This window comes from Curtobacterium sp. DN_7.5 (assembly GCF_022655355.1).
Classification (GTDB): Bacteria; Actinomycetota; Actinomycetes; order Actinomycetales; family Microbacteriaceae; genus Curtobacterium; species Curtobacterium luteum.
Genome location: NZ_CP093378.1, coordinates 3,543,942 through 3,568,194 on the forward strand (window position 1 = coordinate 3,543,942; position 24,253 = coordinate 3,568,194).

A 24,253-nucleotide genomic window follows, 5' to 3' on the forward strand; every position below is an offset into this window, starting at 1 on the left:
ATACGACCGGCGGCGTGTCGGGGTTCTGTCGGGAACGGTGCGTCACCATGTCGGCATGACGCCCCGATCCCTGTTCCGCGCCGCCGCGGTCGCCGAGCTCGTGACCTGGACCCTCCTCATCGCCGGGATGGTGCTGAAGTACGGCCTCGACGCCGGCGACTGGGGCGTCCGGATCGGCGGCGGCGTGCACGGCTTCGTGTTCCTGGCGTACCTCGTCGTGACCACGGTGGTCGCGGTGAACCAGCGGTGGTCGGTCGGCGCGCTCGTGCTCGGGTGGGCGAGTGCCGTCGTGCCCTACGCCACGGTGCCGTTCGAGGTCGCGGTCGCACGGCGCGGGATGCTCGACGGCGGATGGCGCCGTTCGGCCGAGGGCCGCGCGGGCTTCTGGGACCGCCTGCTGTTCTTCGTGGTGCGGCGGCCGGTGCTCTCGATCGCGATCGGCGTCGTAGCGGTCGCGCTCGTGTTCTCCGGGCTGCTCGTGGTCGGGCCGCCCGTGCCGACGCGGAGCTGACGCGGAGCAGCCTCGGTCCCTCCCCGTCCGGTCGGAGGGGTCGGTTGCACGGGTCGGGCGGGTCGGGCAGGTCGGGCGGGTCGGTCACGACACCCCGCTCACCACCCGCAAGTGGTCACGAGATGTCGGATCCCGGCGTGCATTGCGACAGCACACGACCTACCGCCGCACATCGCCTCGCGTGTCGCCGACGCGCGCGCCCGTGCCAGCGCGCCCACGGGACGGACGGGAGGCCCGGTGCCAGCTGGCACCGGGCCTCCCGTCCGTCAGGGGGTCGCGCCTACAGCGCGGCCAGGATCCCGTTCAGCGTGCCGGACGGGCGCATCACCGCGCCGGTCTTGGCGTCGTCCGGACGGTAGTACCCGCCGATGTCCGCCGGGTGCCCCTGCACACCGTTCAGCTCCTCGACGATGACCTGCTCGTGCGATCCGAGCGACGCGGCGACGTCCGCGAACGCCGCCGCGAGCTCCGCGTCCTCGGTCTGCGACGCGAGCTCCTCGGCCCAGTACTTCGCGAGGTAGTAGTGACTGCCGCGGTTGTCGATCGAGCCGAGCTTGCGGCCCGGGGACTTGTTCTCGTCGAGGAAGGTCCCGGTGGCGCGGTCGAGCGTCTCGCCGAGGATCTTCGCGCGCTGGTTGCCCGTCACGCCCCCGAGGTGCTCGAACGACACCGCCAGGGCGAGGAACTCGCCGAGGGAGTCCCACCGCAGGTAGTTCTCCGCGACGAGCTGCTGCACGTGCTTCGGGGCCGAGCCGCCCGCACCGGTCTCGAACAGGCCGCCGCCGCCGAGGAGCGGGACCACGGAGAGCATCTTCGCCGAGGTGCCGAGCTCCATGATGGGGAACAGGTCCGTGAGGTAGTCGCGGAGCACGTTGCCGGTGACCGAGATGGTGTCCTCGCCACGGCGGATGCGCTCGAGCGAGAAGGCCATGGCGTCCTCGGGCGACTCGATCTCGATCTGCAGCCCGTCGGTGTCGTGCTCGGCGAGGTACGTGCGGACCAGGCCGATCAGGTTGGCGTCGTGCGCACGGGTCTCGTCGAGCCAGAACACCGCCGGCGTCGCCGAGGCGCGGGCGCGGGTCACGGCGAGCTTCACCCAGTCGCGGATCGCCACGTCCTTGGTCTGGCAGGCACGCCAGATGTCGCCGGCCTCGACCTCGTGCTCGATGACGGTCTCGCCGCCGCTCGTCACGACGCGGACACGGCCGGCCCCGGGCACCTCGAAGGTCTTGTCGTGCGAGCCGTACTCCTCGGCCTTCTGCGCCATGAGGCCGACGTTCGGCACGGAGCCCATCGTGGCCGGGTCGAAGGCGCCGTTCGCGCGGCAGTCCTCGATCACGGTCTGGTAGATGCCGGCGTAGCTCGAGTCCGGGATCACCGCGAGGGTGTCGTGCTCCTCGCCGTCCGGGCCCCACATGTGGCCGGAGGTGCGGATCATCGCCGGCATCGACGCGTCGACGATGACGTCGCTCGGGACGTGCAGGTTCGTGATGCCCTTGTCGGAGTCGACCATCGCGAGCTCGGGGCCCGCGTCGAGTCCCTCGTCGAAGGCCCGCTTGATCTCCGCACCGTTCGGCACGGCGTCGAGTCCGGCGAGGACCGAGCCGAGACCGTCGTTCGGGTTGAGCCCGGCGGCGGCGAGGTCGGCGCCGAACCGCTCGAACACGGTCGGGAAGAACGCGCGGATGACGTGGCCGAAGATGATCGGGTCGGAGACCTTCATCATCGTGGCCTTGAGGTGCACGGAGAACAGGACGCCCTGCTCCTGCGCGGCGGCGATCTGGTCCTTCAGGAAGGCCTCGAGCGCGCGGACGTGCAGGACGGTGCCGTCGACGACTTCGCCCTGCAGGACGGGGATCGACTGCTTGAGCACCGTGGTGTCGCCGTCGGCCGCCACGAACTCGATGGTCAGGGTGTCGTCCGCGGGGGCGATCCAGGACTGCTCGTTCGACCGGAAGTCGTCCTTGCCCATCGTCACGACGTTCGTCTTCGAGTCGTGGCTCCAGGCACCCATGCGGTGCGGGTGCTTCTTGGCGTAGTTCTTCACCGAGAGCGGCGCGCGGCGGTCCGAGTTGCCCTCGCGGAGCACGGGGTTCACCGCACTGCCCTTGACGCGGTCGTAGCGTGCGCGGACGTCGCGCTCCTCGTCGGTCGTGGGCTCGTCCGGGTAGGCGGGCAGGTCGTAGCCCTGCGACCGCAGTTCCGCGATCGCCGCCTTGAGCTGCGGGATCGATGCCGAGATGTTCGGCAGCTTGATGATGTTCGCCTCGGGGGTCTTCGCGAGCTCGCCGAGTTCGGTGAGCGCGTCGTCCAGGCGCTGCTCGTCGGTGAGCCGCTCCGGGAACTGCGCGATGATCCGGCCGGAGAGCGAGATGTCGCGGGTCTCCACGTCGACACCGGCGGTGCCGGCGAAGGCCTGGATGATCGGGAGGAAGGAGTGGGTCGCCAGGAACGGCGCCTCGTCCGTGAGCGTGTAGATGATCTTGGCCATGCTGGCGGGTGCTCCCTTGTTCATGCCGTCGGTAGGCCCCACGCTACTCGCTGGCGCGAGATGTCTCGACGTCAAGACACCTTGTCGGGTCACCTCCCAGCGAACGCACCTGGGACGCTCTGGAGGCACACCGCCGTCTCATGGACGGCACGCGTGGACTGGTCTCCCGCGGCTCCCCAGGCCGCGGTGGGAGGAGCAGGCCATGACGACACGACGACAGACCCCCGAGGACTTCGGGTGGACCGCCGAGGACCTCCGCTCCGCCTACGCGGTGGACGGCAGCGGGCCGTACCGCTACGCCCCCGACGGCTCCGGGCCCTTCTCGTACGACGTCGACGGATCGGGTCCGTGGCTCGTCGGCCCGGAGCCGGCGCGGGGGCTCGCCCGGTTCGCACCCCGCCAGCGCGGGGCCCGGTCGCGCCTGCGTCGGATGGGGACCGCCTGCGCCGCGGGTGCCCTCGCCCTCGTGCTCGCGGTCGGGAGCGTCGCGGCCGTCGCGCACGCCGCACCGGCACAGCACCGGGTGGACGCGTCCGCCGTCCACAGCCCGCCGTCCGACCGGGAGTGACGCACGGGCGGCCGGAGCGCCCTCAGTGCCCGATCGTGATGCGGAAGACGCGGACGCCCGCGGTCTTCAGCGCTGCGAGCCCGAGCCGCATGCGCAGGTTGCGGAAGGGTCGGTTCCGCCCGGTCGGGGCCGCCGCGGCGCCGATCTGGTGCAGCACCTCGGAGGTCAGCGTCCGCTCGATCTTCGGTGCGAGTCGGGTCACACCCGACACCGTGACGACGATCCGGACCGCGTGCGGCGCCATGAGGGGGTCGATCAGCTCGGCCGCTTCGTGCGCCCGGTGGAACGCGGGGTCGTCACCGGGGCGGCGGATCGCGATGACGGCCAGTTCGGCGTCGCCGGTCTCGGTCGGGTCCGGGAGGTCGTCGACCCCGACCACGCGCATCCGCATGGCGTCCACACCGGCACGGACCGCCGCGGCGCGCAGCACGGGCAGCAGTTCCTGCGTGCCGGCGAGCACGACCTCGGCGGAGCGCAGGTCGATCGGCTCGTGGCGTTCGCGCGGCGTTCGGGCCATGGGTCGGGTCCTTCCGGTCGCTCTCCTCGGACAGTACCGACCAAGACGGGAGCCCGTGCCGTCGCGGTGCATCCGGTAACGAAATGATCACACTGGGGTCTGTACAAACGAACAGAGTCGTGCAGAATGGTGGGCGGCCATGACGACTGCACCGCACCCAGACCAGCACCCGGAGACCCCGGTCGTGCACCTGTCGCGCCGCGCAGCCCTCGAGGCCGAGCGCGCTGCGGCCCGCAAGCAACCCCGCCGGACCGACCGTGACACTGCACGCATCGCGGCCTCGGCGACGACGATCGCGGCGCGCGCTCCTCGTCCGGTCCGCGCAGCCCGCCCGGTCCGTGCCGCCCGCCCGGTCCGTGCCGCCCGCACCCCGCTCCGCGAGCGCGTGAACCCCCTCCGGGCCGCCAACCGCGCCAGCCGCGTCACGATGACCAGCGCCCTCGCGGCCTTCGTCCTCTTCGCGGCCTCCGCGACGCCCGCCCACGCGACGTCCGGCGGGACCGGCCCCGTCACGACGCTGGCCCCGGACGTGAGCGGGCAGGACTACTCCGTCACCCAGGTCGCCGCCCTCGCCGACCCCGCGCGCGACGGCTTCACGATCGGTGGCGGATCGACGACGAAGGAGCAGGCCACCGCGAGCGGCTCGGTCTCGTTCGGGGGCGCGATCCGTTCGCCCTTCCCGGGTCCGGTGCAGATGAGCTCCGGCTTCGGGTACCGGGCGGCTCCGTGCGGCGCCTGCTCGTCCCTGCACGAGGGCCTCGACTTCACGCCCGGGCTCGGCACCCCCATCGGCGCCATCGCCGCGGGCACGGTCCGCGTCGCCGGCCCGTACTTCAGCTACGGCACCGCGGTGGTGATCGACCACGTGATCGACGGTCGCAAGGTCGCCACGCTGTACGGCCACATGATCCCGGGATCGACACCGCTGCAGGTCGGCGACACCGTCGAGGCGGGCGAGTTCATCGGTCAGGTCGGCAACTCGGGCGTCTCCACGGGCGCACACCTGCACCTCGAGGTACTGCTCGACGGCGTGACGCCGATCGACCCCGAGGCCTGGCTCGAAGCCCGGCTCGGTCGCCCGATCACCGCCTAGGCAGCCGATCCACAGCGCCCCCGCAGACACCACGGGGTGGCCTCCCAGAACACCTGTGCAGGCTCACAGCCATGGACGACTGTCACAGGCCCAGCGCCCGAACGCGACCGGTTCCGCCCCGACCTGAGCGGACCACCCGCTGATGGGCGCCGACACCTGGATCGCCTTCGGGCTCGTCATCCTCTTCGTGCTCGTCGGCGGTGTGTTCGCCGCCGCCGAGATCGCCCTCGTCTCGCTCCGCGAGTCCCAGCTGCAGCAACTCGAGCGGCGCGGACCCCGCGGTGAGCGGGTCGCCCGGCTGAGCCGCGACCCGAACCGCTTCCTCTCCGCCGTCCAGATCGGCGTGACCGTCGCCGGGTTCTTCTCGGCCGCCTACGGTGCGTCGTCGATCGCCCCGGACATCGCCCCGCTCCTGCAAGGGCTCGGACTCGACCGCGGTGCCGCCGAGGCGATCGCGCTCGTGCTGCTCACCCTCGTGATCGCGTACCTGTCCCTCGTGTTCGGCGAACTCGTGCCGAAGCGACTCGCGCTGCAGCGCGCCGAGGGCTTCGCGATGCTGGTCGCCCCGCCGCTCGACCGGTTCGCGACGCTGATGCGACCGGTCATCTGGGTCCTCTCGAGCACCACGAACGCGATCGTCCGGCTGCTCGGCGGCGATCCGGACGCCCGCAGCGAGTCGATGAGCACCGAGGAGCTCCGTGACCTCGTCGCCGAGCACGACGCCATCGACGCGCAGGGGCGGCAGATCGCCAGGAGCGCGCTCGACGCCGGCGACCGCACCCTCCGCGAGTCGATGCGGCCCTGGTACGACGTGTCGACGATGGACGCCGGGCTGACGGTCGAGCGGGCGACGGCGCACGCGATCGACGCCGGACACACCCGGTACCTCGTGACCTCGGGCTCGCGCGACGACGTGACGGGCTTCGTCCACCTCCGCGACCTGCTCCGTCCATCGGCCTCCGACGCCCCGGTGTCGAGCCTGGTCCGTCCGGTCCTCGCGATGCCCGAGACGAAGTCGCTGTCCGCGGCGATCGCCCAGATGCGCACCGAGGGCCACCAGATCGCCCTCGTCGTGGACGAGTACGGCGGCAGCGCGGGGATGGTGACGCTCGAGGCGCTGCTCGAGGACCTCGTCGGGCGCATCCGCGACGAGTACGACGCGCCCAGCACCGCCGGCACGGACGGGGTCGACGGGTCGCTCGTGCTCGAGGACCTCGCGGCCGACGGCGGCCCGGTACTGCCGGACGGCGACTTCGAGACCGTCGGCGGGCTCGTGCAGGTGCACCTCGACCGTGTCCCGGAGGTCGGTGACGTCGTCGAACTCGACGACTGGGCGATCGAGGTCACCGAGATGGACGGGCACCGTGTGGCGCGGGTGCGCATCGCCGCGCGGGAGCGCGCGCACTAGGCGCGACCGGCAGCGGCCTGGAGGCCCGTGGCGGCGCCGCCACGGGCCTCCCGTCCGTCCGAGCCCGCCCGGCACCCGAGCAGGCACTGCCGGTACCTGTCCCGGTACCGGCATCGCCACGTAGCCTGGCCCCATGGGTATCGACGTGCGCAAGGAGATCCAGGACTTCCTGTCCTCACGACGGGCCCGGCTGACCCCGGACCAGGTCGGCATGCCCTCGTTCGGCGGGGGCGTGCGTCGGGTCCCCGGGCTTCGTCGGCACGAGGTCGCGATGCTCGCCGGCGTGAGCGTCGACTACTACACGCGGCTCGAGCGGGGCACCCTCAAGGGGGTCTCCGACAGCGTGCTCGACGGCCTCGCCGCGGCACTCCGGCTCGACGACGACGAGCGCACGCACCTGTGGGACCTCGCCCGGCTGGCGAACGCCGGCGTCAAGACGATGCACCGGAACGTCCCGACGCGTGTCCGACCCGGCGTCCAGCAGCTCCTCGACGCGATCACCGGCGCGCCGGCCTGGGTGCGGAACGAACGCGGCGACGTCGTCGCGACGAACGAGCTCGGGCGGGCGCTCTACTCGCCGATGTTCGCCGGGCCCGGACGTCCGGTGAACACCGCGCGGTTCACGTTCCTCGACCCCGCGGCGCGGGATTTCTACCCGGACTGGGCCCAGACCGCCCGCGAGGCCGTCGCGGTCCTGCGCGCCGCCGCCGTGGCGAACCCGTGCGAGCCGGGACTCGTGACGCTCGTGGGGGAGCTCTCGACGCGGAGCGAGGAGTTCCGCACGTGGTGGGCGGCGCACGACGTCCGGTCGCACCGCACCGGTCGGAAGCGCATCCACCACCCCGTCGTCGGCACGCTCGACCTGACGTACGAGGCGCTCGACCTCGTGGCCGACCCGGGGCTGACGATGTTCAGCTACGGCACCGAGCCCGCGAGCGAGTCGGAGCGGAACCTGGCGCTGCTGGGCACCTGGGCGGCGACCGAGCGCTCGGAGCGGTCCGCCGCGGTGTAGCCGGCGGGGTGGTGGGCGCGCCGCTGCCGTTCCCGGACGACGCCGCCGCTGTCGCACGACGACGGACACGTCGCCCGACATCGACGTCCGCGCCGAGGCCGCCACGGAGCCGGCCGTCCGTAGGCTGGGACCGTGTCGTACCGCCGAGTCGAGCCCTCCTTCGCCCGCGCCGTGGCGACGGCCCTCGGGGACGCCCGCACCGTGCTCGACCTCGGCGCCGGGCCGCTGTCCTACGCCCCCACCGACCGCGAGGTGACGACGGCCGACCCGACCGCCGGACACCTGCCGTTCCCCGACGTGTCCTTCGACGCCGCACTGACGACCTTCACGCTGCCAGACCTCCCCGACTTCGACCGCGGGCTGGCCGAGCTGCGGCGGGTCGCCCGGGGACCGGTGGTCGTCCTCACCCGCGACCCCGGACGCCTGCAGGACTCCTGGCTCGCCGAGTACGCACCCGAGGTCGTCGCCGCCGAGGCCCGGCGCCACCCCTCGGTCGACCGCGTCGCCGAGGCCCTCGGCGGAGCTGCCCTCGGCGGAGCGGCCGTCGGCAGAGCGCCCATCGGCGGAGCGCCCATCGGCGGAGCGGTCGAGACGATCCGCGTGCCGATCCCGTTCACGTGCGTCGACGGCTTCTCCGAGGCGTACTACGCCCGACCGGAACGCCTCCTCGACCCCGCCGTCCGGCAGGCCGACCCGGCTTGGGGCCTGGTCGACGAGATGACCGCGCGGCGATCGGTCTCGGCGCTGCGCGAGGCGCTCGAGTCGGGGGAGTGGGACCGGCGCCACGGATCGCTCCGGGTGCGACCGTCGTACGACGGCTCGCTCGTGCTGCTCCGCGCGACACGCCCGGCTTGACACGTCGTCGTAGGCTGGGACGGTGAGCTTCCAGGAGGTGGTCGGCGCGCAGAGCGCCGGCATCAGGGCGTGACGCCCCCGGTCGCACCGTGCAGTGCGGCCGCCGTCACCGACCCCTGACCACCTCCGCCCGGTGCGGCGCGCGTCCGCGTGCCCTTGCCCCTGTCGAGAGCGACACACCATGCTGCCCATCAGCGAGAAGACCCTCCGCACGTCCTTCGTCAACGCCTCCCGCAAGGAGACCAGCGACATCACCCTGCCCGACGGCTTCGAGACCCTCGAGTGGGACGCACTCGACTACCTCGGCTGGCGCGACCCGAAGATCGGGCGCCGCGCCTACGCCGTCGTGCCCACCCTCGACGGCGAGTTCGTCGGGATCCTGTTCCGGCAGGCCGAGGCGTCGCCCCGGAACCGCGCGCAGTGCTCGTGGTGCCAGGACGTCAAGCTGCCGAACGACGTCGTGTTCTACAGCGCCAAGCGGTCCGGGAAGGCGGGCCGGAACGGGAACACCGTCGGCACGCTCGTCTGCCAGGACTTCCAGTGCTCGCGGAACGTCCGGAAGCTGCCACCGCCCGCCTACGAGGGGTACGACGTCGAGGCCGCACGACTCCAGCGGATCGAGGACCTGCAGCTCCGCGCCGCGTCGTTCGCCGCGGAGGTCTAGGCCCAGCGCTCCCACCGGACGGACGGGAGGCACGGTGCGGGCCCGCACCGTGCCTCCAGTCCGATGACGGTCGCGTCGGCGACCCGCGGTCGGCGACGCGCGTCAGCGACCGATCGAGGACATGTCCGGGTACCGGTCGCCGGTCGGGACGGGGAGCGACGAGAGGCGGTCGAGCTGGTCGGCCGACAGCGTCAGCGAGGTCGCACCGACGTTCTCCTCGAGGCGCGAGACGCGCTTCGTGCCCGGGATCGGGACGATGTCGTCGCCCTGCGCGAGGAGCCACGCGAGCGCGACCTGCGCCGGGGTGCCGCCGACCTCGTCCGCGATCTCCTTGACGGAGTCGACGATCCGCATGTTCTGCGCGAAGGCCTCCTCGGCGAACCGCGGGTTGGCGCGGCGGAAGTCGTCGTCGTCCAGGTCGGAGGGCTTCGTGATCGCACCGGTCAGGAAGCCGCGGCCGAGCGGCGAGTACGGCACGAGGCCGATGCCGAGCTCGCGGAGGGTGTCGAGGACCTCGCCTTCGGGGTCGCGGGTCCACAGCGAGTACTCGCTCTGGAGCGCGGTGATCGGGTGCACGGCGTGGGCCTTGCGGATCGTCGCCGCGGACGCCTCGGACAGCCCGATGTGGCGGATCTTGCCCTCCTCGACGAACCCGGCGAGCTGCCCGACGACGTCCTCGATCGGGACGGCCGGGTCGACGCGGTGCTGGTAGTAGAGGTCGATGTGGTCGGTGCCGAGCCGGCGGAGCGAGCCCTCGAGTGCCTCGCGGACGGACTCCGGCGCCGAGCTGATGCCGCGCTCCTGGGTCGGCGTCGCCTCGCCGGCCTCGTGGCGGTACAGGCCGAACTTCGTCGCGATGACGACGTCGTCCCGGCGGTCGGCGAGGGCGCGGCGGAGGAGTTCCTCGTTCGTGTACGGGCCGTACGCCTCGGCGGTGTCGAACAGGGTGACGCCGAGGTCGATCGCCCGGTGGATCGTGCGGATCGACTCGTCGTCGTCCGAGCCGGCGCCCGAGTAGAAGGCGCTCATGCCCATGGTGCCGAGGCCGAGCGATCCGACCTCGAGGTCTGCGAGCTTGCGTGTCTGCATGCTCCCGGTCTACTCGCCCGTGGTCGTTTGGAGGGAGGCACTGTCGGGACCCGCCCAGGTGGGAATGCCGTGGTGCGGTTCCTCCAACGCGGTCGCACCGTTCGACCCGCAGCTGGTGGGATCGGTCCGTGAACCTGTACTTCCGGCTGCTCCTGCTCACCCTGCGCACCCGGACGGCCCGGCGACGCACCGGGCGCGGGACGTCGCTCTGGGACGAGGCACGGACACCGTTCCGGGTCGCGCTCACCGACCTCGACCCGCTGCGGCACGTGAACAACGGCAAGTACCTGTCGCTGCTCGACCTCGGTCGGTACGACCTCCTGACGCGCTCCGGGTTCTGGCAGGCGGCGACCGACCGCGGCTGGTACGCCGTCGTGGCGGCGCAGACGATCACCTACAAGCGGTCGTTGACGCTCGGGCAGCGGTTCGTCCTGCGCACCCGGGTCCTCGCGATGGACGAGCGGTCGGTCTACATGGAGCAGACGTTCGTCCGGCGCGACGGGGTGATCGCCCGCGCGGTCGTCCAGGCGCGGTTCCTGCACCGGGACGGCGGGCACGTGACCCCGGCCGAGCTCCTCGCGCTGACCGGTGCGCCGCCGCGGGACCTCACCGTGCCGGACTGGGTACGCGTGTGGGCGGACGCTGTGCGGATCAGCAGCACCGCACGATGACGACGGGTCCGACACGGCACCGGGACGGCGTAGACAGGACCGATGACGACTGACGGGGGAGCGGAGCGTCCGGAACTCCGGTCCGGACGGGTGCCCGCGCGGACGAGTCGGCGCGCGCTGCTCGGGGGTGGTGTCGGCCTCGGGCTCGCGGGCCTCCTGGCGGCCTGCACGGGCGGGACGCCGAAGCCGAGCGGGAGCCCGACCGGCAGTCCGACCGGGAACGGCGCGACCGCGAGCGCGGGGCCGACCGCGAGTCCGACGCCCGGCGGCCCGGCGTCGTGGCAGGCCCTCGCCGCGGCGGTGTCGGGACGGCTCCTGCGTCCGGGGTCCCAGGGGTGGGACAGCGCCCGGGTGCTCGAGAACCCCCGGTGGGACGATGCCGACCCCCGCGGCATCCTGCGCGCCACGAGCGACGCCGACGTGCAGGCCGGACTCGCCTTCGCCCGGAACACCCGCACCCCCGTCGCCCTCCGCGCGGGCGGGCACTCCTACACGGGTTGGTCCGCCGGCGGCGCCCCGGGGACCGACGTGCCGCGGTCCCTCGTGATCAGCACGCAGGACCTCGACGGCATCGAGGTGCACGCCGACGGCACGGCGACGATCGGGCCCGGTGCCCGTCTGGCGAACGTCTACGCGACCCTCGCCGCGCAGGGGCGGGCGATCGGAGCGGGCTCCTGCCCGACGGTCGGGGTCGGCGGCCTGACGCTCGGCGGCGGTGTCGGGGTGCTCGCGCGGTCGTTCGGCCTGAGCTGCGACCAGCTGAGCGGCGTGCGGGTCATCACCCCGGACGGCACGGTGCACGACGTCTCCGCGACCGCCGAACCCGACCTGTTCTGGGCCTGCCGCGGCGGTGGCGGCGGCACGGTCGGCGTCGTGACCTCGATGACCTTCCGCACCCGGGCGGCTCCCGGCGTCCTGCTCTTCGAACTCGCGTTCCCGTGGTCGGCTGCCGCTGCCGTCGTCCGGGCGTGGCAGGACTGGGCGCCGACGGCCGACGACGAGCTCTGGTCGACGCTCAAGCTCCTGAACGGATCGCGGCACACCGCGCCGTCGATCACCGTGACGGGGGTGTGGACCGGCTCGAAGACCGGCGCCGACGCCTCGGTCGACGGGTTCGTCGCGGCGACCGGTGCACGGCCGACCCGCCACACCGCCGAGCAGATGTCGTACGGCACCGCCATGTCGACACTGGCCGGGAAGCCCCAGCGGGTGTCGGAGGCGGCGACGTCGTCGATCGGGACGACGAAGCTCACGGATGCGCAGATCGACGTCCTCGTGCAGCACGCCGGGGCAGCGGGGGACGTGTCCGGCAACCTCGAGGGCGGCGTCTCGCTCGACGCCCTCGGCGGTGCGGTCGCCCGGGTCGGTCGTACGGACTCCGCGTTCCCGTGGCGCTCGGCGCTCATGACGGTGCAGTACACGGCGGTGTTCGCGGACGGTTCCGACCCGGCGCCCTTCGACGCCTACGTCCGGGCCTTCCGGGAGGCGATGACGCCGGCGTGGGGGAGCGCCGCGTACGCGAACTACTGCGACGCGGCGATCACCGACCCGTCCGACTACTTCGGCGTGAACACGTCCCGCCTGCACCGGATCGCCGAACAGGCCGACCCGGACGGACTCCTGTCGCAGCCGCACTGGGTCTGAGGCCACCCCGACCCGGGTCCGTCGACACCACCGCCGGTCGGTGCCCGGGCCTACGATCGCCGTATGGACACCGAGGACCTCGTCCTGCCCGACGCCGCAGCGTGGCGGACCTGGCTCGACGCGCACGAGGGCGACCCCGACGGCGTGTGGCTGGTCCTCGCGAAGAAGGGCACCACCGAGCCGACGTCCCTGACCTACGACCAGGCACTCGACGAAGCGCTCTGCTCCGGCTGGATCGACGGGCAGAAGCGGGGGCGCGACGCGACGACGTTCCGACAGCGGTTCACGCCCCGACGCCGTGCCTCGCTGTGGTCCCAGCGGAACATCGGCCTCGTCGCGGGCCTCGTCGCCGCGGGCCGGATGCGGGCACGGGGACAGGCGGAGATCGACCGGGCGAAGGGCGACGGCCGGTGGGACCGCGCCTACGCCGGTGCCGCGACCGCGACGGTGCCGGACGACCTCCGGGCAGCGCTCGACGCCGCACCGGCCGCCGCCGCGCTGTTCGCCGACCTCGACGCGACGAACCGCTACGCCGTGCTGCACGGGGTGACCACCGCACCGAGTCCGACCGCCCGGGCGAACCGCATCGCGAAGCTCGTCGGCGGACTCGAACGCGGCGAGACGCCGTACCCGCGGAAGCCGAGGTCCGACTGACACCGCGGGCGGGGGACACCCGCTCAGCGACGCGTCACGTCCACGGCGTAGAACGGCGGCCATGACCACTGGTACCGACACCACCCGTCCCGCCGCGTCCTCCGGCACCTTCCGCATCGGTGGCGACCTCGAGGTCCACCGCCTCGGTTACGGCACGATGCAGCTCACCGGTCCCGGCGTCTGGGGACCGCCGAAGGACCACGACGAGGCGATCCGCGTCCTCAAGCGCGCGGTCGACCTCGGCGTCGACTTCTTCGACACCGCGGACTCCTACGGCCCCTACGTCGCCGAGGAACTGCTCCGCGAGGCCCTGCACCCGTACGGCGACGACATCGTCATCGCCACGAAGGCCGGCCTGACCCGCACGGGTCCGAACGAGTGGCCGCCGGTCGGCCGCCCGGAGTACCTCCGCCAGGAGGCCGAGATGAGCCTCCGCCGCCTCGGTCTCGAGCGCATCGACCTGTTCCAGCTGCACCGCATCGACCCGAAGGTCCCGCTCGAGGACCAGGTCGGCGAGCTGAAGAAGCTCCAGGACGAGGGCAAGATCCGCCACATCGGCCTGTCCGAGGTGTCCGTCGACGACGTGAAGGCCGCGCAGGAGCACGCCACGATCGTCACGGTCCAGAACCTCTACAACCTGCAGAAGCGCGACGCCGAGGAACTCCTCGACTGGTCCGAGGAGCAGGGCATCGGCTTCATCCCGTGGTTCCCGCTCGCGACCGGTGGCCTGACCGGCGACGACTCGCCGCTGACCGAGATCGCCGAGCGCAAGGGTGCGACGCCGGCACAGCTCGCACTCGCCTGGCTGCTGAAGCGCTCCCCCGTCATGCTCCCGATCCCGGGCACGTCGAGCGTCGACCACCTCGAGGACAACCTGCAGGGCGCGACGATCGAGCTGACCGACGAGGAGTTCGAGGAGCTCTCCGGCCTCGGCAGCTGAGGCCGCCGGGCACGGGTCGCTGACGCGACCAGGACCGGACGGGAGGCGCGGTGCCGGCTGGCACCGCGCCTCCCGTCCGTCGCGACGTCAGCCGGCGCGCAGCTGCGCGAGCACCGCGCGGTGGTCGCTGCCGTTCGCGGGCAGCACCTCGGTCGAGACGGTGGCGAGACCGCGGACGAACACGTGGTCGATCCGCGCGACGGGCATCTGTGCCGGCCAGGTGAAGCCGAGCCCGCCGCCCTCCGACAGCTCCGCGCGGATCGGTGCCATGAGCGGGTCGGCGGCGCCGCCGTTGAAGTCGCCGGCGACGACGAGCCGTTCGGCGTCGTCGTCCCGGACCTCGCCCGCCAGGGCACGGAGCATCGTCGGGCGGGCGTCCTCGGTGCGCAGCCGCAGTGAGTCGACGTGCACGACGTACAGCCGCACGTCCCCGACGTCGGTGGCGACGGTCACGCGCAGCGACCGCGCCCACCCGAGGCCGAGCGTGAGCGGCTCCCCGTCGCTCAGCGTCGACCGGCTCCACACGCCGACCGACCCGACCCGGTAGTGGTGCGGGTACGCCGCGGCGAGCGCCGTCTGCACCTCGGCACCGGAGTCGGCGGTGAGCTCCTCGAGCGCGATGACGTCCGGGTGCCGGTCGGCGATCGCCCGGGCCGTCGCCGTCGGGTCCTCGTTGGTGGCCTCGACGTTCTGCGTGACGACCGAGAGCTGCGGTGTGCCGGTGGCGGCGGGCGCGAGGACCCCCGGCAGCACGGCGACCGCCCAGGCCGCGGCGTACGCGACCGAGAGCGCGGCGAGTCGCCACGAGCGGGTGCCGATGGCCAGCCCGGCCACCGGGACGAGCAGCACGCCCATCCACGGCAGCAGCGAGCCGATCGCCGAGCCCGGGCTGCCGAGCACGTCGAGCACGCTCGGGGCGAGGAGGACGACGACCCCGGCGACGAGCGCGGCCCCGACGACGGCGATGACGAGGGAGCGGCCGGGGTTCCGTCGGCTGGAGCGGAGGGGCACGGCTCGAGGGTAGGCAGCCCTTCTGACAGCCACCGGGGTGCCCCGTGGGCGTCGGCTCAGCGCCGGGACGGCACTTGCGGATGCATACCGGGTATGGGCATACTCGGTATGCCCGGGTGTCGGGCCGGGACGAGGGGGATGTCATGAGCGTTCGGATGGGCGTGCTCGCGCTGCTGGTGGGAGGCCCCGGGTACGGGTACCAGCTCCGGGGGGAGTTCGAGCACCGTACGGGTGGGAGCTGGCCGCTCAACATCGGCCAGGTGTACACGACGCTCGACCGGCTCGAGCGCGACGGGCTCGTGGCCCGCGGCGACGCCGACGACGACGGGCACGTCGTCTACACGGCGACGGACGCGGGCCGCGAGGAGGTCGCCCGGTGGTTCAGCGAGCCGGTACCCGCGAAGCGCGGCCGCGACGAGCTCGCGATCAAGTTCGCGCTCGCCGTGACGGTGCCCGGTGTGGACGTCCAGCGGCTCGTGCAGGTGCAGCGCGGCGCGGCCGTCCGGAACCTCCAGGACCTCACACGACTGAAGCGGACCGCGGACCCGGCCGAGGACCTCGCGTGGTCGCTCGTGCTCGAGTCGATGGTGTTCCAGGCCGAGGCCGAGGTGCGGTGGTTGGACCACGTGGAGTCGAGCGTCACCCGGTACCGACCGGACGAGCACCGCACGGCCGCGGCCACGTCCGCCGACGAGATCGTCCGGAGCGCCCGGTGACCGCCGCTGCTCCGCTGCTGGAGCTCGACGCCGTCAGCGTCCAGTACGGCAGCGGTTCGCGGGCCGTGACCGCCCTGGCCGGTGTCGACCTGACGATCCGCCGCGGCGAGATGGTGGCCGTCATGGGCACCTCCGGCTCGGGCAAGTCGACGCTGCTCGCTTGCGCGGGGACCCTGCTCCCGCCGACGAGCGGCGAGGTCCGCATCGACGGCGAGTGGGTCGCGGACCGCCCGGCGAAGGACCTCGCGGCGCTCCGACGGCGGCTGGTCGGCTTCGTGTTCCAGGACTTCAACCTGATCCCGTCCCTCACGGCGATCGAGAACGTGGCGCTGCCGCTCGAGCTCGACGGGTGGAAGTCGAGCCGGGCCCGCCGGGCGGCGCAGCTCGCCCTCGACAACGTCGAGCTCGGGCACCGTGCCGACGCGTTCCCCGACGACCTCTCCGGAGGCCAGCAGCAGCGGGTCGCGATCGCGCGCGGTGTGGTCGGGGAGCGCCGGCTCGTGCTCGCGGACGAACCGACCGGTGCGCTCGACTCCCAGACCGGCGAGGTGGTGCTCCGCATGCTCCGTCGGCACGTCGACTCAGGAGCCGGTGCGCTGCTCGTCACCCACGACGCCCGGCACGCGGCCTGGGCGGACCGCATCGTGTTCCTGCGTGACGGCCGGGTCGTCGACGAGACGGTGTACTCCGGCGTCGAGATGGCCCTCGCGGACCGGACCCGGTCGTGATCCGGCTCCGGTCGGCACTCCGGCTGGGCCGACGGATGGCGTTCGCGAAGACCGGACGCGCGGCGCTCGTCGTCGCGTTGATCGGTCTTCCGACCATGGGCTTCGCCGGGGTCTCGGTGCTGTTCGCCTCGACGCAGGCGACGACGGCCGAGCAGCTCCGGTACGACCTCGGGCACGCCCAGGCGCAGATGACGACACAGCAGCCGGATGCCCGCGGTATGCGGCAGGACCCCGTGCACTGGACGAACATCCAGACCGAGGAGGACAGCCCTGCGGCGAACGCCGACGACGACACCCCCTACGCCGACGTCACGGAGTACGTGCCGAAGGGTGCGATCTCGATCCCGGTGACGACCACCGACGTCGTGCTGCGCGGAGCGCACGGCCCGATCGGCACCACCGCGACCCTCGGCGAAACCTGGGACCCGGTGCTCGACGGACGCTGGCACGTCCTCGACGGCACGGCTCCGACGGCACGCGACCAGGCGATGATGACGCCGGCGATGCTCGCGAAGACCGGGCTCCACATCGGTGACACGCTCGACGTGACCGACCCGGTGACGAAGCGGTTCACGATCACCGGGACGATGCGGGACCTCGGCCAGGACCCAGACGAGTCGGCGGTCTACCTGCCGTGGAGGAGCATCGCCGCGGACGCCGCTCCGATCTCGACCGGCCGATCCGACGCGGGCGCGGTCACGGTGTACCTGCCGACGGTCGCCCCGACCTGGTCGGAGATTAAGCGGCTGAACGACCACGGCATCGTCGTGCAGTCGCGTCCGGTGGTGCTCGATCCGCCGGACGAGCGGGTCGACGGCTTCTCGGGTCCGCAGAGCCTCGGGTGGTACGTCGCCGGACTCGGACTCGTCGGGGTGTTCGCCCTGTTCGAGGTCGGCCTGCTCGCCGGTGCGGCGTTCCTCGTCGGCACCCGCGCCGATGCCCGCTCGTACGCGATCTTGACGAGCGTCGGCGCGGAGCGCGGGGTCGTGCGGTCGGTCGTCGCCGGATCCGGACTCGTGCTCGGGACGGCCGGGGCGGTCCTCGGGACGGGGCTCGGCATCGGGATCGGCGCGCTCGCGTTCCACCTGCTCGACGACGGGAACGTGAACGCCTTCCCCGGGCTGCACGTCCCCGGGGTGATGCTCCTCTGCATCGCGGTCGCCGGTGTCCTCGCCGGAGTCCTGTCCTCCCTCACCGCGGCCCGCGCCGCCACCCGGGTGAACGTGCTGGCCGGTCTCCGCGGGTCGCTCCGCCCGGAGACGCCGAGCCGGGCGGCGACCCGCCGTCGTCGTGCGTGGGGACCACTCCTCATCGTCGTCGGGGCCGTCATGACCCTCGCGTGCGGCATCGGTGTCCTGGTCCTGAACGACCGACCGGAGCAGAGCGGGCAGCGGGACCACTGGGCGTGGGTCGTCGGCGCCGGCGTCGCGATCGGGCCGTGCCTCGTCCAACTCGGCGTCGCGATCTGCTCGCCGTGGGTGCTCGCCCTCGTCGCCCGCGTGTCGAGCCGGTTCGGGCTCGCGGCGCGGATGGCTGGCCGTGACGCCCGCCGTAACCCGGTCCGCACGGTGCCGGTGCTCGCGAGCGTGATGAGCGTCGTGTTCGTCGCCTCCGTGGTGATCACGTGGAACGCGTCGCAGCACGCTCAGTACGTCCGCGACTACGAATACAAGTCCGCCGTCGGGGTGGCCACCGCGGACATCCAGCGGCTCGACAGCCGGTCGTTCCCGCAGGGCTACGACGCGGCGGTGACGGCGCGGGCGGCCGAGGTCAGCGCGCGAGTGTTCGACCACGACCGCATCCGCGTGCTCGGCACCGTCGACGAGCAGCCGACCGAGGAACCGAGCACCCTGACCCAGTTGCACCTCTGGGAGCGCCCGACCGGCTGCGGAGACGAGTTCTGCGGGTCGTGGCTCGAGCCCGGCGGCAGCCAACACGTCCTCACGGGCACGGTCGACGACTACGCCGTGCTCAGCGGACACCGGCCGTCCGCCGAGGTCCGCGACGCACTCGCCGACGGCAGGGCCGTGTCACTCTGGCCCGAGTACGTCCACGACGGCGCGGTCCGGCTCGACACGTTCCACCACCGCAGCTGGGAGGACGCGACCTCGCCCGACCCGGAGCACCCGGACGCGACGACCACGATCCCGGCGGTCCTCGACGAGCAGGACCCGCCGATCCAGATCGGGGTCTTCATGACGAAGGCGACCGCCGAGCGCTACCGGGTACCCGCCGTGGACGGCATCCTCGTGACCCGGCTCGACGGCGAGGTCTCACCCGAGCAGTTCGGCGAGCTCGCGTCGGCGTGGCAGAGCTACGGCGGCTCGGCGCGCGCGCAGGCCTCGGCGCCGACCTTCTTCTACGAGTCCGGCCCAGTCGATGCGAGTGCCCCGGTCCGGGCACTGGCGCTCGCACTCGCGGCGGCCGTGACGATCGGCGCGACCGCGGTGGCGATCGGCCTGGCCCGGGCCGACGGGCGACGGGACGACGAGGTGCTCGACGCGATCGGTGCCGCCCCACGGCTGCGGCGGCGGACCACGGCGTGGCAGGCTGCGATCCTGACCACCGTCGGGGCGGTCGTCGGCACCGTGCTCGGGCTCCTGCCGATCCGGGCGCTCACCCTGCGCTTCGACGCGGGTCCGGCCGGCACGAGCCACATGCCGTTCGTCGCCGACTGGCCCGTCTTGGCGCTCCTCGCGATCGGGCTGCCCGTCGTCGTGACGTTCGGGACGTGGCTGACCGCGGGCCGCAGCCGACGCCTCGCCCTGCGCCGTGCGCACTGACGGGGGCCGGACTCCGCAGACCGGAAGGCCCACCCCACGCTGGGGCGCGCCCGGGAACGGGTGGGAGAAGCCACAGCAGCGACGACGGTTCCCCAGGTCTGGGGTCTGGTTCCGAAGAGCCATCCGCGGGATACCTGGAGTCGTGTCCCGCACCAGCCACCTCGTGGTCCTCATGAGCATCATCGCCTCCGCCGCCCTCGTCGGCACCGGAGCCGTCGTCGTCGCGACGGCGCACACCGCGTCGGCCGACGAGTCCGTCACCCTCCGGCAGGAGGCGGCGCTGCGTCGGACACCCGACCAGTTCGTGCGCGGGGCCCTCGACACCACCGACGACGCGGACGCCGTGACGTTCGCGTACGCCGGTGACTCGATCACGGCGCGGCCGGACTCGTGGCTGCACGTCCTCGAGGGCGACCCGGAGCTGCGGGCGGTCGGCGGGTACGCCCACAGCGGCTACCGCTCGGACCAGGTCCTGCACGAGATCGGCCCGGTACCGGACGCGGACGTGCTCGTCGTCGAACTCGGGACGAACGACGTCAACCAGGCCGTGCCCACCCGCCGGACCATCGCGAACGTGGACGCACTCGTGACCAAGGTCGACGCCCACCACGTGCTCGTCGTCGCCGGTCCGCCGTCCGACCACACCACCAGCCTGTGGGGCGCCGACCGTCGCACGGGGCAGCGCGTCCTCAGTCGAGCCCTCCGCGCGGACGCCCAGCAGCACGGATGGTCCTACGTCGATCCGTTCACGGCGATCCGGCTGCCCGACGGCGCGTACGAGCGGGGCACCACCCCGGACGGCATCCACCCGTCGGCAGAGGCCAACCTGACCGTGGCGAAGGCCATGGCGAACGCGATCGAGGCCGCCGCCCGCTGAGCCGCGGAAACCGCAGACGAAATTCTGCAAAGAACATGTTGCAAAGCTTTGTTTGCGGTCGTACGATCAGGGCATGGCATCCGACTCCCGCGTCCTCGACCTCCCGGAGATGAAGGCGCTGTCCCACCCGCTCCGGGCGCAGCTCCTCAACGAGCTCGCGACGCACGGCCCCGCCACGGCCACGACCCTGGCGGACCGCGTCGGCGAATCGTCCGGCTCGACGAGCTACCACCTCCGGCAGCTCGAGAAGCACGGCTTCATCGAGGAGGTCGAGGGCCGCGGCAACGGTCGCGAGCGCTGGTGGCGTCGCACCCCCGCGACCCTGTACAGCGGTGGTTCGGACGGTCCGCAGTCGCCGGCCGCCCTGGCCGCCGCACGTCTCGTGGCCTCGGGCTCGAACGACCACGCCGAGCAGATGATCCGCGAGTTCATCGCACGTGACGAACGGTCCCTCGGACCCTGGCGGGACGCCGCGACCCTGTCCACCATCGTCATGCGCCTGACCCCGGCCGAGCTGCAGGAGCTCACCGAGGCGACGCTCGAGCTCATGACGGCCTTCCGACGGCGACGCGACCCCGACGCCGACGCCGACGAAGCCGACACCGGTCGTGTGTTCGTCCGCTTCGCCGCCGTCCCCGTCCTCGACGACGACACCGAGGGATCACGATGAACGCCGCACTCCACCCGACCCAGGCCGGCCCGCTCGAGCGCGCCGCCCACGCCACCGGCGTCGCGCTGCTCCGCTGGAGCGAACGACGAGCGGCCCGCGTGCTCCCGACCACCATCGCCGAGGGCACCGACGAGCGGACCGTCGCGCGGCTCGCGCACGAGGCCCGGACGGCGCTGGCGGCACGCGAACGGCACGCCGAGACGCTGTCCGCCGACTTCCCCCGCGTCCGCTGACCGATCGAGGCCGAGACCGTCGGACCGGACGGTCGGCCCAGACCTACTCGGGCAGCGCCTCCGCGTACGTCCGGAACTCCCCGCGCTCGTTGTGCAGGCTCCAGAGACGCTCGGCGATCGCGGCGCCCGAGTGGTCCTCCTGGCCGTCGTCGATCCCGAACGGGATGATGAGCTGCGCGACGTGCACGTTCTCCTCCTTGACGGCGTCGTGCAGGAGCTGCGCGTAGGCGCTCTCCCCGGCGAACGCGACCGACGTGCCGGTCACCCGGGCGCCTGGTCGGACCGCGCTGGCACCGTTGACGAAGAGGATCGTGCCGCGTCCCAGCGCCCGCATGCCCGGGAGGACCTGCCGGACGGCGTTGACCGAGCCGTACACCGAGAACTCGATCGGGCCGACGAGGTCCTCGGCGGTCGTCTCGAGCACCGGGCGCATGTACTCCTTCGCGGGCAGCGGGCTGTACTGCAGGACCTCGATCGGACCGAGCTGTTCGGTGGCACGCTCGAGCGCGGCACGGAGCGAGTCGCCGTCGCGGACGTTCGCCGCGAAGCCGGCTGCGGTGTGGCCCTGCTCGCGGAGCTCGGCGGCGAGGGAGTCGAGCCGGTCCTGGTTGCGCGAGACGAGCGCGACGGAGAACCCCTCGCGGGCGAAGCGGGCGGCGGTCTCGACGCCGAGGCCCTTGCCGGCGCCGACGATGGCGATGGTGGTCATGGTGTGGTCCTTCCAGGACGACGGTGTCCGGGCACGGGGCCCGACCGCGGGACCGTCCGGTCCCGCCGACGTCCACTGAACCAGCGGGAGTGGGCCCGTGGCGGGCACTGTCGTACCCCCTCTCGGACGGGAGGCGCGTGGCGGCGCCGCCCCGTGCCTCCCGTCGGTCCGGTGGTCGCGCTGAGCGCCCGTACAGGCTCCTCCCGACCGGAGCGTGTGCAATCAGGGCACGAACCCCGGGGAGGCACGCCGTGCACACGACCACCCGCCGCATCTCGTCCGCACTCGGCGCAGCCGCGGTCACCGCCCTCGTCCTCGCGGCGTGCACCGACGGAGGAGTCCGGACCCTGCCGCGGACGGAGACAGCGGGACCGGCGCCCTCCGCCACAGCGGAGGTCGAGTCGCTGGCACCCGACGGCGAGCCCTCCGACGTCGTCACCGGCCTGGACGCGCCGTGGTCGGTGGTCCGGACGGGTGACGGCGCCGCCGCCCTCGTGAGCGAGCGCGACTCGGCACGGGTGATCGAGCTGGCCGCGGACGGCACGACCCGCACGGTGGGGACCATCCCGGGAGTCACCCCGGGCGGCGAGGGTGGCCTGCTCGGCCTCGCACTCCACGACGGCGGTCTCTACGTGTACTCGACCGCCGCGGACGGCAACCGCATCCAGCGCTTCGAGCTCACCGGCAGCGTCGGGTCGTACGGCCTGGGCGAGGCGACGACGATCCTCGACGGACTGCCGTCGAGCGGCATCCACAACGGCGGGCGCATCGCGTTCGGACCGGACGGCATGCTCTACGCGAGCGTCGGCGACGCCGGCGACGGACCCGACGCGCAGGACCGGGACTCGCTCGCGGGCAAGATCCTCCGGATGACCGCGGACGGGAGCGTCCCGGCCGGCAACCCGTTCCCCGACTCGCTCGTGTGGAGCCTCGGGCACCGGAACGTGCAGGGCATGGGCTGGGCGAAGGACGGCACGATGTTCGCCGCGGAGTTCGGGCAGAACACGTGGGACGAACTCAACGTCGTCGAGGAGGGCGCGAACTACGGCTGGCCGGAGGTCGAGGGCACCGGCGGGACGGCCGCCGGCTTCGTGGACCCGGTGCAGCAGTGGGCGACGAGCGATGCCTCCCCGAGCGGCCTGACCGTCATCGGGGACACCGTGTTCGTCGCGAACCTCCGGGGGGCCTCGGTCCGGGCGGTCCCGGCCGCCGACCCGTCGCGGTCGACGACGTGGTTCGCCGGTGACTTCGGTCGGATCCGGACGGTCCTCGCCGGGCCCGACGGCGCGCTCTGGTTCGTCACGAACAACACGGACGGCCGGGGGACCCCGCAGGCGGACGACGACCGCATCGTGTCCGTCCCGCTCGCGAGCCGCTGAGCACGTCCGATCGCCCCGCGGCGCCGGGTCTCGCAGGGCGACGGTCGCGAGCCGTCAGCCAGCGAGCGGCCGCGCCACCTCGACCTCGCCGTTGTCCACGAGCCACCGCACGGCGTCGAGCACCGTCTCGGACGCCGTGTACGCCGGCGCGTACCCGAGCAGCCGCCGCGGCTTGTCGGTGCTGAACACCTGCGATCGCGACAGGTGCTCCCAGCTCGCGTCCGCGTCCTCGCCAGCCGTGGTCTCGCGGAACCGGTCCCACGTGACGGACTCGAGCCGGGCCTCCTGGCCGAACCACGAGGCGACCAGGTGCGCGTACCCGCGCACGGTGAGGGCCGTGTCGGCCGTGACGAAGAAGTCCTCGCCCACGGCCTCTGCGCGGTGCTCGACCGCGAGCTGGAACGCCTGCGCGACGTCGTCGGCGTGCACGTGGGCCATCGACTCGGCGCCGAGACCCGGCACCTCGATCGCCGCGCCCGCGGAGAGCTTCGTGATGACCGTGGTGTCCAGGTTGCCGAGCGGACCGATGGGCACCCAACCGGGACCGCTGATGTGGCCGGGGTGGAGGGAGGTCGTTGCGACACCGCCCGAGGCGGTTTCCTCCTTGTACAGCCGCGCGATGGCGTCCTTCTGCGTGCCGTACTCACCGAACGGCGGGGTCGCGACCTCCTCGGTGATCGGGAGGACGTGGGACACCCCGGCCCGCCAGATCGACCCGCAGTGCACGAGGTGCGTGTCCGACCCGCGGAGTGCGTCGAGCAGCGCGCGAGCGGAGTCGACCGTGAAGCAGACGAGGTCGATGACGGTGTCCGCCCGCAGCCCGGCGATGCGCGCGCCGAACGTGCCGTCACGGTCCTCCTGCTCGCGGTCGGCCGTGATCCGCTCCACCCGGGCCCATTCCGGAGCGTCGGCGTAGGCGGAGCGGGTGCCCCGGCTGATGACCACGACGTCGTGGCCGGCCCGGACGAGGCGGGGGACGAGGAACGTGCCGATGTGGCCGGTGGCCCCGATGACGACGATGCGCATGCCG

Annotated in this window: 24 protein-coding genes; 18 read left to right on the forward strand and 6 right to left on the reverse strand. The window is 73.0% G+C overall.

Translation table 11 applies throughout. From position 1 onward, the window contains the following. The first annotated feature begins 55 nt into the window (after positions 1 to 55). On the forward strand, positions 56 to 511 hold the full coding sequence (locus tag MON03_RS16705; RefSeq protein WP_242089595.1) for a DUF3817 domain-containing protein: 456 nt from the start codon (positions 56 to 58) through the stop codon (positions 509 to 511). Positions 512 to 791: 280 nt separating this feature from the next. Here MON03_RS16705 and MON03_RS16710 read toward each other — a convergent pair whose 3' ends face one another. After that, on the reverse strand, positions 792 to 3,002 hold the full coding sequence (locus MON03_RS16710; RefSeq protein ID WP_242091484.1) for an NADP-dependent isocitrate dehydrogenase: 2,211 nt from the start codon (positions 3,000 to 3,002) through the stop codon (positions 792 to 794). A gap of 202 nt (positions 3,003 to 3,204) precedes the next feature. Here MON03_RS16710 and MON03_RS16715 point away from each other — a divergent pair, with 202 nt between their 5' ends. Further along, on the forward strand, positions 3,205 to 3,570 hold the full coding sequence (locus MON03_RS16715) for a hypothetical protein (RefSeq protein WP_242089596.1): 366 nt from the start codon (positions 3,205 to 3,207) through the stop codon (positions 3,568 to 3,570). Positions 3,571 to 3,592: 22 nt separating this feature from the next. Here MON03_RS16715 and MON03_RS16720 read toward each other — a convergent pair whose 3' ends face one another. Next, positions 3,593 to 4,087, reverse strand: a complete 495-nt coding sequence (locus tag MON03_RS16720) for a hypothetical protein (RefSeq protein WP_022903801.1) — start codon at positions 4,085 to 4,087, stop codon at positions 3,593 to 3,595. Positions 4,088 to 4,226: 139 nt separating this feature from the next. On the opposite strand from MON03_RS16720, the gene MON03_RS17410 reads away from it, so the two are divergent. The 5 genes from MON03_RS17410 (at position 4,227) to MON03_RS16745 (ending at position 9,119) form a co-directional block, all read left to right on the forward strand. Beyond that, a complete protein-coding gene (locus MON03_RS17410) occupies positions 4,227 to 5,180 on the forward strand; it encodes a M23 family metallopeptidase (protein ID WP_277927264.1) in 954 nt (317 codons plus the stop codon). A gap of 142 nt (positions 5,181 to 5,322) precedes the next feature. Beyond that, positions 5,323 to 6,588: a hemolysin family protein gene (locus MON03_RS16730; protein WP_242089599.1), complete on the forward strand. Its 1,266-nt coding sequence runs from the start codon at positions 5,323 to 5,325 to the stop codon at positions 6,586 to 6,588. Positions 6,589 to 6,721: 133 nt separating this feature from the next. Next, the gene (locus MON03_RS16735) at positions 6,722 to 7,600 is read left to right on the forward strand and encodes a helix-turn-helix transcriptional regulator (RefSeq protein ID WP_242089601.1); all 879 of its coding nucleotides are present in this window, start codon (positions 6,722 to 6,724) and stop codon (positions 7,598 to 7,600) included. A 132-nt stretch (positions 7,601 to 7,732) separates the two neighbouring features. Then, positions 7,733 to 8,455, forward strand: coding sequence for a class I SAM-dependent methyltransferase (locus MON03_RS16740; protein ID WP_242089603.1), 723 nt, complete (start codon positions 7,733 to 7,735; stop codon positions 8,453 to 8,455). 181 nt (positions 8,456 to 8,636) lie between these two features. Then, positions 8,637 to 9,119 carry an FBP domain-containing protein gene (locus tag MON03_RS16745; protein WP_242089605.1) on the forward strand — a complete coding sequence of 161 codons (483 nt, stop codon included), beginning with the start codon at positions 8,637 to 8,639 and terminating at the stop codon, positions 9,117 to 9,119. Positions 9,120 to 9,221: 102 nt separating this feature from the next. Here MON03_RS16745 and MON03_RS16750 read toward each other — a convergent pair whose 3' ends face one another. Further along, positions 9,222 to 10,208: an aldo/keto reductase gene (locus tag MON03_RS16750; protein WP_022903807.1), complete on the reverse strand. Its 987-nt coding sequence runs from the start codon at positions 10,206 to 10,208 to the stop codon at positions 9,222 to 9,224. A 128-nt stretch (positions 10,209 to 10,336) separates the two neighbouring features. Here MON03_RS16750 and MON03_RS16755 point away from each other — a divergent pair, with 128 nt between their 5' ends. The 4 genes from MON03_RS16755 to MON03_RS16770 all read left to right on the forward strand — a co-directional run bounded on the left by MON03_RS16755 (position 10,337) and on the right by MON03_RS16770 (position 14,117). Then, positions 10,337 to 10,879, forward strand: a complete 543-nt coding sequence (locus MON03_RS16755; RefSeq protein WP_242089608.1) for an acyl-CoA thioesterase — start codon at positions 10,337 to 10,339, stop codon at positions 10,877 to 10,879. Between the two features lie 42 nt (positions 10,880 to 10,921). Continuing rightward, on the forward strand, positions 10,922 to 12,523 hold the full coding sequence (locus MON03_RS16760) for an FAD-binding oxidoreductase (RefSeq protein WP_242089610.1): 1,602 nt from the start codon (positions 10,922 to 10,924) through the stop codon (positions 12,521 to 12,523). A 63-nt stretch (positions 12,524 to 12,586) separates the two neighbouring features. Beyond that, positions 12,587 to 13,177, forward strand: coding sequence for a YdeI/OmpD-associated family protein (locus tag MON03_RS16765; RefSeq protein ID WP_242089611.1), 591 nt, complete (start codon positions 12,587 to 12,589; stop codon positions 13,175 to 13,177). A 61-nt stretch (positions 13,178 to 13,238) separates the two neighbouring features. Next, the gene (locus tag MON03_RS16770) at positions 13,239 to 14,117 is read left to right on the forward strand and encodes an aldo/keto reductase (RefSeq protein WP_242089613.1); all 879 of its coding nucleotides are present in this window, start codon (positions 13,239 to 13,241) and stop codon (positions 14,115 to 14,117) included. An 87-nt stretch (positions 14,118 to 14,204) separates the two neighbouring features. On the opposite strand, the gene MON03_RS16775 is transcribed toward MON03_RS16770, so the two are convergent. Continuing rightward, positions 14,205 to 15,128 (reverse strand): endonuclease/exonuclease/phosphatase family protein, encoded by a 924-nt coding sequence (locus tag MON03_RS16775; RefSeq protein ID WP_175328371.1) that lies wholly within the window; start codon positions 15,126 to 15,128, stop codon positions 14,205 to 14,207. Positions 15,129 to 15,271: 143 nt separating this feature from the next. Between MON03_RS16775 and MON03_RS16780 the strand changes: the two genes are divergently transcribed. The 6 genes from MON03_RS16780 to MON03_RS16805 all read left to right on the forward strand — a co-directional run bounded on the left by MON03_RS16780 (position 15,272) and on the right by MON03_RS16805 (position 21,135). Then, the gene (locus tag MON03_RS16780) at positions 15,272 to 15,844 is read left to right on the forward strand and encodes a PadR family transcriptional regulator (RefSeq protein WP_022903812.1); all 573 of its coding nucleotides are present in this window, start codon (positions 15,272 to 15,274) and stop codon (positions 15,842 to 15,844) included. After that, positions 15,841 to 16,572, forward strand: a complete 732-nt coding sequence (locus tag MON03_RS16785; RefSeq protein ID WP_242089615.1) for an ABC transporter ATP-binding protein — start codon at positions 15,841 to 15,843, stop codon at positions 16,570 to 16,572. The genes MON03_RS16780 and MON03_RS16785 overlap by 4 nt, the downstream gene beginning before the upstream one ends. Continuing rightward, positions 16,569 to 19,355: an ABC transporter permease gene (locus MON03_RS16790; RefSeq protein WP_242089617.1), complete on the forward strand. Its 2,787-nt coding sequence runs from the start codon at positions 16,569 to 16,571 to the stop codon at positions 19,353 to 19,355. Before MON03_RS16785 ends, MON03_RS16790 begins: the two co-directional genes overlap by 4 nt. Positions 19,356 to 19,497: 142 nt before the next feature. Then, the gene (locus MON03_RS16795) at positions 19,498 to 20,232 is read left to right on the forward strand and encodes an SGNH/GDSL hydrolase family protein (RefSeq protein ID WP_022903814.1); all 735 of its coding nucleotides are present in this window, start codon (positions 19,498 to 19,500) and stop codon (positions 20,230 to 20,232) included. A gap of 73 nt (positions 20,233 to 20,305) precedes the next feature. Continuing rightward, positions 20,306 to 20,902, forward strand: coding sequence for an ArsR/SmtB family transcription factor (locus tag MON03_RS16800; RefSeq protein ID WP_242089620.1), 597 nt, complete (start codon positions 20,306 to 20,308; stop codon positions 20,900 to 20,902). After that, positions 20,899 to 21,135 (forward strand): hypothetical protein, encoded by a 237-nt coding sequence (locus MON03_RS16805; RefSeq protein ID WP_022903816.1) that lies wholly within the window; start codon positions 20,899 to 20,901, stop codon positions 21,133 to 21,135. Before MON03_RS16800 ends, MON03_RS16805 begins: the two co-directional genes overlap by 4 nt. Positions 21,136 to 21,178: 43 nt before the next feature. On the opposite strand, the gene MON03_RS16810 is transcribed toward MON03_RS16805, so the two are convergent. Continuing rightward, positions 21,179 to 21,844 carry an SDR family NAD(P)-dependent oxidoreductase gene (locus tag MON03_RS16810; protein ID WP_022903817.1) on the reverse strand — a complete coding sequence of 222 codons (666 nt, stop codon included), beginning with the start codon at positions 21,842 to 21,844 and terminating at the stop codon, positions 21,179 to 21,181. A gap of 251 nt (positions 21,845 to 22,095) precedes the next feature. Between MON03_RS16810 and MON03_RS16815 the strand changes: the two genes are divergently transcribed. Next, positions 22,096 to 23,223: a PQQ-dependent sugar dehydrogenase gene (locus MON03_RS16815; protein ID WP_242089623.1), complete on the forward strand. Its 1,128-nt coding sequence runs from the start codon at positions 22,096 to 22,098 to the stop codon at positions 23,221 to 23,223. Between the two features lie 54 nt (positions 23,224 to 23,277). On the opposite strand, the gene MON03_RS16820 is transcribed toward MON03_RS16815, so the two are convergent. Continuing rightward, positions 23,278 to 24,249, reverse strand: coding sequence for an NAD-dependent epimerase/dehydratase family protein (locus MON03_RS16820; RefSeq protein ID WP_242089624.1), 972 nt, complete (start codon positions 24,247 to 24,249; stop codon positions 23,278 to 23,280). Positions 24,250 to 24,253: the final 4 nt, after the last annotated feature.

Bases quoted from the DNA above. Each gene is read 5' to 3' on its own strand.
- MON03_RS16800 (WP_242089620.1), top strand. From the start codon at position 20,306: ATGGCATCCGACTCCCGCGTCCTCGACCTCCCGGAGATGAAGGCGCTG.
- MON03_RS16715 (WP_242089596.1), top strand. From the start codon at position 3,205: ATGACGACACGACGACAGACCCCCGAGGACTTCGGGTGGACCGCCGAG.
- MON03_RS16745 (WP_242089605.1), top strand. From the start codon at position 8,637: ATGCTGCCCATCAGCGAGAAGACCCTCCGCACGTCCTTCGTCAACGCC.
- MON03_RS16730 (WP_242089599.1), top strand. From the start codon at position 5,323: ATGGGCGCCGACACCTGGATCGCCTTCGGGCTCGTCATCCTCTTCGTG.
- MON03_RS16710 (WP_242091484.1), bottom strand. From the start codon at position 3,002: ATGGCCAAGATCATCTACACGCTCACGGACGAGGCGCCGTTCCTGGCG.
- MON03_RS16770 (WP_242089613.1), top strand. From the start codon at position 13,239: ATGACCACTGGTACCGACACCACCCGTCCCGCCGCGTCCTCCGGCACC.
- MON03_RS16720 (WP_022903801.1), bottom strand. From the start codon at position 4,087: ATGGCCCGAACGCCGCGCGAACGCCACGAGCCGATCGACCTGCGCTCC.
- MON03_RS16750 (WP_022903807.1), bottom strand. From the start codon at position 10,208: ATGCAGACACGCAAGCTCGCAGACCTCGAGGTCGGATCGCTCGGCCTC.
- MON03_RS17410 (WP_277927264.1), top strand. From the start codon at position 4,227: ATGACGACTGCACCGCACCCAGACCAGCACCCGGAGACCCCGGTCGTG.
- MON03_RS16820 (WP_242089624.1), bottom strand. From the start codon at position 24,249: ATGCGCATCGTCGTCATCGGGGCCACCGGCCACATCGGCACGTTCCTC.
- MON03_RS16765 (WP_242089611.1), top strand. From the start codon at position 12,587: ATGGACACCGAGGACCTCGTCCTGCCCGACGCCGCAGCGTGGCGGACC.
- MON03_RS16805 (WP_022903816.1), top strand. From the start codon at position 20,899: ATGAACGCCGCACTCCACCCGACCCAGGCCGGCCCGCTCGAGCGCGCC.
- MON03_RS16705 (WP_242089595.1), top strand. From the start codon at position 56: ATGACGCCCCGATCCCTGTTCCGCGCCGCCGCGGTCGCCGAGCTCGTG.
- MON03_RS16735 (WP_242089601.1), top strand. From the start codon at position 6,722: ATGGGTATCGACGTGCGCAAGGAGATCCAGGACTTCCTGTCCTCACGA.
- MON03_RS16810 (WP_022903817.1), bottom strand. From the start codon at position 21,844: ATGACCACCATCGCCATCGTCGGCGCCGGCAAGGGCCTCGGCGTCGAG.
- MON03_RS16760 (WP_242089610.1), top strand. From the start codon at position 10,922: ATGACGACTGACGGGGGAGCGGAGCGTCCGGAACTCCGGTCCGGACGG.
- MON03_RS16780 (WP_022903812.1), top strand. From the start codon at position 15,272: ATGAGCGTTCGGATGGGCGTGCTCGCGCTGCTGGTGGGAGGCCCCGGG.